The 7,309-nt window shown below is 71.4% G+C and carries 9 protein-coding genes; 1 reads left to right on the top strand and 8 read right to left on the bottom strand.

Annotated features, from left to right (window positions below; genetic code table 11):
- Nucleotides 1–908, top strand: a 908-nt coding sequence (locus SZN_RS33835) for a metallophosphoesterase (RefSeq protein WP_007504053.1), incomplete at its 5' end; no start/stop codon positions are given.
- A 227-nt stretch (nt 909–1,135) separates the two neighbouring features.
- Here the strand turns inward: SZN_RS33835 and SZN_RS33830 are convergent.
- The 8 genes from SZN_RS33830 to sdhC all read right to left on the bottom strand — a co-directional run bounded on the left by SZN_RS33830 (nt 1,136) and on the right by sdhC (nt 7,043).
- The gene (locus SZN_RS33830; RefSeq protein ID WP_007504052.1) at nt 1,136–1,909 is read right to left on the bottom strand and encodes a TetR/AcrR family transcriptional regulator; all 774 of its coding nucleotides are present in this window, start codon (nt 1,907–1,909) and stop codon (nt 1,136–1,138) included.
- A gap of 55 nt (nt 1,910–1,964) precedes the next feature.
- Entirely contained in the window at nt 1,965–2,474 is a 510-nt protein-coding gene (locus tag SZN_RS33825) for a thiol-disulfide oxidoreductase DCC family protein (RefSeq protein ID WP_007504051.1), read from the bottom strand.
- An 11-nt stretch (nt 2,475–2,485) separates the two neighbouring features.
- Nucleotides 2,486–2,893, bottom strand: a complete 408-nt coding sequence (locus tag SZN_RS33820) for a hypothetical protein (RefSeq protein WP_007504050.1) — start codon at nt 2,891–2,893, stop codon at nt 2,486–2,488.
- Nucleotides 2,894–3,030: 137 nt separating this feature from the next.
- Nucleotides 3,031–3,441 carry a VOC family protein gene (locus SZN_RS33815; protein WP_007504049.1) on the bottom strand — a complete coding sequence of 137 codons (411 nt, stop codon included), beginning with the start codon at nt 3,439–3,441 and terminating at the stop codon, nt 3,031–3,033.
- Between the two features lie 195 nt (nt 3,442–3,636).
- The gene (locus tag SZN_RS33810) at nt 3,637–4,398 is read right to left on the bottom strand and encodes a succinate dehydrogenase iron-sulfur subunit (RefSeq protein ID WP_007504048.1); all 762 of its coding nucleotides are present in this window, start codon (nt 4,396–4,398) and stop codon (nt 3,637–3,639) included.
- Complete coding sequence (sdhA, locus tag SZN_RS33805; RefSeq protein ID WP_007504047.1) at nt 4,398–6,152, bottom strand: succinate dehydrogenase flavoprotein subunit; 1,755 nt, start codon at nt 6,150–6,152, stop codon at nt 4,398–4,400. Before sdhA ends, SZN_RS33810 begins: the two co-directional genes overlap by 1 nt.
- Nucleotides 6,153–6,174: 22 nt before the next feature.
- Nucleotides 6,175–6,657: a succinate dehydrogenase hydrophobic membrane anchor subunit gene (locus SZN_RS33800; RefSeq protein ID WP_007504046.1), complete on the bottom strand. Its 483-nt coding sequence runs from the start codon at nt 6,655–6,657 to the stop codon at nt 6,175–6,177.
- 5 nt (nt 6,658–6,662) lie between these two features.
- Nucleotides 6,663–7,043 carry a succinate dehydrogenase, cytochrome b556 subunit gene (gene sdhC, locus SZN_RS33795; RefSeq protein WP_078509069.1) on the bottom strand — a complete coding sequence of 127 codons (381 nt, stop codon included), beginning with the start codon at nt 7,041–7,043 and terminating at the stop codon, nt 6,663–6,665.
- Nucleotides 7,044–7,309: the final 266 nt, after the last annotated feature.

Genomic DNA, 7,309 nt, shown 5'->3' with positions numbered 1-7,309 from the left:
TCACCGCCGACCCGCCGCCGCCCGGCCCGCCGGCTCCCGCGTCCGGCGCGGACGGCACCGGCCCGTCCCGCCCGCTCGCCGTCCCCAGCCGCCGCCTCTTCGTCTCCCGGGTCGTCGGCGGCACCGCGGCGGCGGCCGCCGCGGCCACCGTCGGCTACGGCGCCTACGCCGTGCAGCGCGGGCCGAAGGTCAAGCGGGTCACCGTCCCGCTCGCCAAGCTCCCCCGCGCCGCCCACGGTTACCGCATCGCCGTCGTCAGCGACATCCACCTGGGCCCGACCCTGGGCCGGGGCTTCGCGCAGAAGGTCGTCGACACGATCAACGCCACCCAGCCCGACCTCATCACGGTCGTCGGCGACCTGGTCGACGGCAGCGTCAAGGACCTCGGTCCGGCCGCGGCACCGCTCGCGGGGCTGCGCGCGCGGCACGGCGCGTACTTCGTCACCGGCAACCACGAGTACTACTCCGGGGCCGAGCAGTGGGTCGAGGAGGTGCGCAGGCTGGGGCTGCGCCCGCTGGAGAACGCCCGCAGCGAGCTGCCCCACTTCGACCTGGCCGGGGTCAACGACGTCGAGGGCGAGAGCGAGGGCCGCGGCCCCGACTTCGCCAAGGCCCTCGGCGACCGTGACCCGGCCCGCACCTGCGTGCTCCTCGCCCACCAGCCGGTGCAGATCGACGACGCGGTGGAGCGGGGCGTCGACCTCCAGCTCTCCGGCCACACCCACGGCGGCCAGCTCTGGCCCGGCAGCCTCGTCGCCGAGCTGGCGAACCCGACCGTGGCCGGCCTGGAGCGCTACGGCGACACCCAGTTGTACGTCAGCCGGGGCGCGGGCGCCTGGGGCCCGCCCGTGCGGGTGGGCGCCCAGTCCGACATCACCGTGATCCGGCTGGCGTCCCGTCAGGCATGACGACCGCGCGCCGCGCCGCACCGCTGTGAGCGGCCTGTGAAACCCGCCGGAACCGCCCACAGGCACGTTCTTGAGGTTCGCCCGCCATCAACGGGGTTGGCGCAGACTTCAGTTGCTCATGGGCGCCCGGCGAGGGCCCGGGGAGAGGCGCACCCCTGCGTACGCTCGCATGGGGGTTCTCGTGACGCCGCGCGTGCCGGCGGCCGCGGGAGCGGCGGGCGGCGGTTTCAGGGGCGCTCGCCGGCGGCGGGTGCCCCCGTGCCGCGGGACCTGGCCGGCGCGGGGTCCGGCATCGCTCTCGTCATGCCCGGCAGGAAGTCCGTGAACAGCTCGTGCACCTCGCGCACCAGGGGCCGCAGCACCCGGAAGCGGGCGAGCGCGACGCCGCGCGCGGTGAGCCGGGCGCCCCGCTCGGCGAGCCGGTAGCTGCGCTCGCGGCCCTCGGTGCGGTCGAAGATCCAGTACAGGACGAGTCCCATCTGGGACAGCCACATCAGCTCCGGCAGGACGTCCCGCAGTTCCTCGGGCACCTTGCTCTTCGTCGCGCCCGCCAGCACCTGGCGGTGGATGCCGACGGCCTCCTCGCGCGCGTGCTCCGACTCGGGGGAGAAGGGGCTGAGCGGACTGTCCGGGTCGGCCGCGTTCTTGAAGAACTGCACCGCGAACTCGTGGTACGGCGTGGCGATGTCCAGCCAGGCCCGCAGGACGCCGGCGAGCCGCGCCTCCAGCTCGGTCTCCCGGGCCAGGACCTCCCGGATCGCCGCCCGGTGCTCGGCGGCGATCCGGTCGTAGAAGCCCTGGATCAGGTGTTCCTTGCCCTCGAAGTAGTAGTAGGCGTTGCCGACGGAGACCCCGGCCTCCTGGGCGATGGCCCGCATCGTCGTCCTGTCGTAGCCCCGCTCCTGGAACAGCCGCATGGCGGTCTCCAGGATCAGCGCGCGGGTCTGCTCGGACTTGCTGGGCGTGTCGCCGTGTCCTGGGCTGTCGTTCTTCGTGGGCACGGGACCAGAGCCTAACGAGTGCGGTCCGGGCCCGCCGCCGGGAGCCCCGCGGCCGTCACCGGCCGGGGCCGCATCCGCCGTCGGCGCAGCCGGGCCGGCAGTACGTCCACCCCGAACGCGGGTGGTACGTCCAGCCGTCCGCACTCCGGTGGGCCGCCCCGCCCCGCCCGCCGGCGCCCTGCCCGGCCGCGCCCCGCCACTTCGCGGCGGCCAGCACGGCCCCCCGGGCCAGCCGCGCGCCGGCCGGGGTGCTGAGGCGGTGCGCGAGTCCCCGGTGCTCGCGCAGCGCCCACAGCGTGACGATCCAGGCGGCGCCGCCGCGGTAGACCTGCCCGGCGTCGCCGACGACGGTGATCTCGTCGAGCGTCGCCGCGTGGTCGAGGCCGGGGAAGCGCCGCCGGGCCTCGTCGGACCCCGCCGGCACCGTCTCCAGCGGCACCAGCTGCGGCCGGCGTGCCAGCCAGTCGCGCACGAAGGCGCACAGCGCGCACTGGGCGTCGTAGAGGACGGTGAGGCCGCGGACGGGCGTGCCCGCCGTCCCGCCGCCCGTCGTGTCGGCGCTCACGCCGGGCCCGCTCAGGCCCCGGCCGACGGGGTGACCCAGCCCTGGGGCGCGACCGGCGGCACCTGCTCGCGCTCCATGACGCCGCGCCGCCGGATCCTGTTGAGCACGTAGACGTTGCCCAGGTGCATCACGCCGAGCACCAGGAGCACCACGCCGAGCTTGGCCGACAGGGCCTCGAAGACCCCGCGGGTGTCGGTGACGGTGTCGTCGCCGCTGAGGTAGAGCGCGACGAAGCCGAGGTTGACGAGGTAGAACCCGACCACCAGCAGGTGGTTCACCGCGTCGGCGAGCTTCTCGTCGCCGTGCAGCACATCGGCGAGGAAGACCCGCCCGTGGCGGCTGAGAGTGCGGGCGACCCAGACGGTCAGGGCGATGCTGACGACCAGGTAGACGACGTAGGCGAGGACGGTGCGGTCCATGGCCTCCCCCTTCTTGAACGTGTTCAAAAGGCTGACGGAAGAGACTGTAGACCCTCGGTTTGAACGTGTTCAACTCAAGGGCTGTGAGGTCTCCGTCACATGTCCCGCGGGGGAGGGAGGGGGCGGCGAGACGTGGGTCAGGGCCTGCGGCCGAGCTCCGGGCGCTTGGTGTAGTCCGTGAACCCGATGACGTTGCCCCAGGGGTCGGCGATCTCGACGGTCCAGCCGGTGGCGCCGGAGGCGGGCTCGTCCAGCGGGGCGATGCCCCGCGCGTCCAGCGTCCGCGCCGCCGTCCGCGCGTCCGGGACCTCCAGCCACACCCGCGGGGAGGGCCACGGCGGCGTGCGGTGCCCCAGCGCCTCCTCCTGCCGCAGCAGGACGCCCGGCGTCTCGCCCCCGACGTTCAGCAGCGCGATCCCGGCCTCGTCGAGCCGGAACCCGACCGTGAAGCCGGCCCGCTCGTAGAACCCGACGGCCTCTCCGAGGTCGCCGACCGGCAGCAGCACGTTGTCGAACCCGAGCAGCTCGTACGACTCGTCATCTGACATGGCGTCAGAATAAGGGGATCATCGGCCGTTGCCCGTGATTGGCCGTGATTGCCCGTGCCGGTTGCGCCGGTCGCGCCGGAGGGCGGCGCGCACGCCCCGGCGTGCGCGGACCGCAGGAGCCCCGGGCGCGCGAAAGCCGCGGGGCCCCGACTCCCGGGTGAGGGAGGCGGGGCCCCGCGGCAGTGTGGCGACGGATCAGAAACGGCGGGTGATCAGCGCCTTCTTGACCTCGGCGATCGCCTTGGTGACCTCGATGCCGCGCGGGCAGGCGTCCGTGCAGTTGAACGTCGTACGGCAGCGCCAGACGCCGTCCTTGTCGTTCAGGATCTCCAGGCGCTGCTCGCCCGCCTCGTCACGCGAGTCGAAGATGAAGCGGTGCGCGTTGACGATGGCGGCCGGGCCGAAGTACTGGCCGTCGTTCCAGAAGACCGGGCACGAGGACGTGCAGGCGGCGCACAGGATGCACTTCGTCGTGTCGTCGAAGCGCTCGCGGTCCTCGGCCGTCTGGAAACGCTCGCGCGTCGGCTCGTTGGTGTCCTTCGTGATGAGGAAGGGCATCACGTCGCGGTACGCCTGGAAGAACGGCTCCATGTCCACGACCAGGTCCTTCAGGACCGTCAGCCCCTTGATCGGCTCGACCGTGATCGGCTTCTCGGGGTTGATGTCCTTGATGAGGGTCTTGCAGGCGAGACGGTTCTTGCCGTTGATCCTCATCGCGTCCGAGCCGCAGATGCCGTGGGCGCACGAGCGGCGGAACGTCAGCGTGCCGTCCAGCTCCCACTTGATCTTGTGGAGGCCGTCGAGGACCCGCTCCTTGGGGTCGATCTCCAGCTGGAAGTCCTCCCACACGGCCTCGGCCGCGACCTCCGGGTTGAAGCGGCGGACCCGGAACGTGACCGTGATGTAGGGGGACTGCGCGGACTCCGCCTCGACCTTGTCCATAACGGGGGTTGCCATCAGTACTTACGCTCCATCGGCTGGTAGCGGGTCTGCACGACCGGCTTGTAGTCGAGACGGACGGTTTCCGACCCGTCGGCGCCGACCTCGCGGTACGCCATGGTGTGGCGCATGAAGTTGACGTCGTCGCGGTTCGGGTAGTCCTCGCGGTAGTGACCGCCGCGGGACTCCTTGCGGGCGAGGGCGGAGACCGCCATGACCTCGGCCAGGTCCAGCAGGTTGCCCAGCTCGACGGCCTCCAGCAGGTCGGTGTTGAACCGCCTGCCCTTGTCCTGGATCGAGACGTTCCTGTACCGCTCGCGCAGTTCCGCGATCTTCTCGACCGCCGTCTTGATGGTCTGCTCCGTGCGGAACACCATCACGTTGGCGTCCATCGTCTCCTGGAGCTCCTTGCGCAGCGTCGCCACCCGCTCGGTGCCCGTGGCGGCACGCAGCCGCTCGACCTGGTCGATCACCAGCTCCGCGGGGTTCTCCGGCAGCTCGACGAAGTCCGCCCGCTGCGAGTACTCCGCGGCGGCGATGCCGGCCCGGCGGCCGAACACGTTGATGTCCAGCAGGGAGTTGGTGCCCAGGCGGTTGGCGCCGTGCACGGAGACGCAGGCGACCTCGCCGGCCGCGTACAGGCCCGGGACGACGGTGGTGTTGTCCGAGAGGACCTCACCCTCGACGTTCGTCGGGATGCCGCCCATCGCGTAGTGCGCGGTCGGCTGGATCGGGATCGGGTCCGTGTACGGCTCGATGCCGAGGTAGGTGCGCGCGAACTCCGTGATGTCCGGGAGCTTGGCGTCCAGCTGCTCCGGCGGCAGGTGCGTGAGGTCGAGGTAGACGTGGTCGCCCTCGGGACCGCAGCCGCGGCCCTCGCGGATCTCCGTGTAGATGGAGCGCGAGACGACGTCGCGGGAGGCGAGGTCCTTCATGACCGGCGCGTACTTCTCCATGAAGCGCTCGCCGTCCTTGTTGCGCAGGATGCCGCCCTCACCGCGGGCGCCCTCCGTCAGCAGGATGCCCATGCGCCAGATGCCGGTCGGGTGGAACTGGAAGAACTCCATGTCCTCCAGCGGCAGCCCGCGGCGGTAGACGGCCGCCTGGCCGTCACCCGTCAGGGTGTGCGCGTTGGAGGTCACCTTGAAGAACTTGCCGCAGCCGCCGGAGGCGTAGATGACGGCCTTCGCCTGGAAGACGTGGATCTCACCGGTCGCCAGTTCGTAGGCGACGACGCCCGCCGACCGCTTGACGCCGTCGACCTCGGTGATCAGCTGGTCCAGGACGTAGAACTCGTTGAAGAACTCCACGCCCTCCTTGACGCAGTTCTGGTACAGCGTCTGGAGGATCATGTGGCCGGTGCGGTCCGCGGCGTAGCAGGACCGGCGGACCGGGGCCTCGCCGTGGTTGCGGCTGTGCCCGCCGAAGCGGCGCTGGTCGATGGTGCCGTTCGGGGTGCGGTTGAACGGCAGGCCCATCTTCTCCAGGTCGAGGACGGAGTCGATGGCCTCCTTCGCCAGGATCTCGGCGGCGTCCTGGTCGACCAGGTAGTCACCGCCCTTGACCGTGTCGAAGGTGTGCCACTCCCAGTTGTCCTCCTCCACGTTGGCGAGCGCGGCGGCCATGCCGCCCTGCGCGGCGCCCGTGTGGGAGCGGGTGGGGTAGAGCTTGGTCAGCACGGCGGTGCGGCTGCGCTTCGTCGACTCGATGGCGGCGCGCATGCCCGCGCCGCCGGCGCCGACGATGACGGTGTCGTACTTGTGGATCTTCATGGTGGTTGCCTCAGCCCCGTGCCTAGCGGATGTTCGGGTCGAAGGTGAAGATCACCAGCGTGCCCAGCAGGATGGTGAACACCGTGGCGGTGTAGAGCAGGCCCTTCAGCCACAGCCGGGTGTTGGCGCGCTCCGCGTAGTCGTTGATGACCGTGCGCAGGCCGTTGGCCCCGTGCAGCATCGCGAGCCACAGCATCAGCAGGTCCCAGGCCTGCCAGAACGGCGACGCCCAGCGGCCGGCCACGAAGGCGAAGCCGATCTTGGAGACGCCGCCGTCCAGCACCAGCTGGATCAGCAGGTGGCCGAGGACGAGGACGACCAGCACGACGCCGGACAGGCGCATGAACAGCCAGGCGGCCATCTCGAAGTTGCCGCGGGTGGACCGCGGGGTCTTCTTGGTGCGCTTGCGGGGAGGCTCGATGAGCGGGGCCGGGTTGTCGACGTCGTAGAGCGCGTCGCCCTCGACCGGGCCGATTCCGGAAGCGGTGGTTTCAGTGGTGGACATGTGCGTCAGCTCCCGAACACTTCACGAGCGGCGTGGCCGAGGACGGGGTAGATCGCCCCGAGCATCAGCACGACCCACAGGCCGACGACGGACCAGAGCATCTGCTTCTGGTAGCGGGCGCCCTTCGACCAGAAGTCGACGGCGATGACGCGCAGGCCGTTGAGCGCGTGGAACAGGATGGCGGCGACGAGGCCGTACTCCAGCAGCGCGACGATCGGGGTCTTGTACGTGGCCACGACCGTGTCGTAGGCCTCGGGGGAGACGCGGACGAGAGAGGTGTCCAGCACGTGAACGAACAGGAAGAAGAAGATGAGGACGCCGGTGACTCGGTGAGCCACCCAGGACCACATTCCTTCCCGGCCGCGGTACAGCGTTCCAGCCGGCACGGAAGTTCCTCCGGGAGCGGGGATTGGGGCCGCGCCGGCTTGTGCTGTCGGTCGGGCCCGGCCGGGTACGGTCCACCGGCCCCCAGCATCGTAGCGACGGTTGCCTGCGGCGCTTACGCCGGGCCTGGCGGTGTGATCAAACTGGCACGCGGATGGGGTATTGGCGGCTTCTGTCGCGGTGTGTCCGGGCTCGTACGAATCCGACACGGGCCCGCGCGCGCCGCGGGGCCGCGCCGGGCCCCGGCCGCGGCGGGCGCGCCCCCGGT

Origin of the sequence: Streptomyces zinciresistens K42 (genome assembly GCF_000225525.1) — a bacterium.
In the GTDB taxonomy this organism is placed as follows: Bacteria; Actinomycetota; Actinomycetes; order Streptomycetales; family Streptomycetaceae; genus Streptomyces; species Streptomyces zinciresistens.
This window is presented reverse-complemented; position numbering and strand designations above follow the sequence as displayed.

What these genes read in the sequence shown, in the direction of transcription:
- SZN_RS33820 (WP_007504050.1), bottom strand. Translation starts at nt 2,893, where the DNA reads ATGGACCGCACCGTCCTCGCCTACGTCGTCTACCTGGTCGTCAGCATC.
- SZN_RS33815 (WP_007504049.1), bottom strand. Translation starts at nt 3,441, where the DNA reads ATGTCAGATGACGAGTCGTACGAGCTGCTCGGGTTCGACAACGTGCTG.
- SZN_RS33810 (WP_007504048.1), bottom strand. Translation starts at nt 4,398, where the DNA reads ATGGCAACCCCCGTTATGGACAAGGTCGAGGCGGAGTCCGCGCAGTCC.
- sdhA (WP_007504047.1), bottom strand. Translation starts at nt 6,152, where the DNA reads ATGAAGATCCACAAGTACGACACCGTCATCGTCGGCGCCGGCGGCGCG.
- SZN_RS33800 (WP_007504046.1), bottom strand. Translation starts at nt 6,657, where the DNA reads ATGTCCACCACTGAAACCACCGCTTCCGGAATCGGCCCGGTCGAGGGC.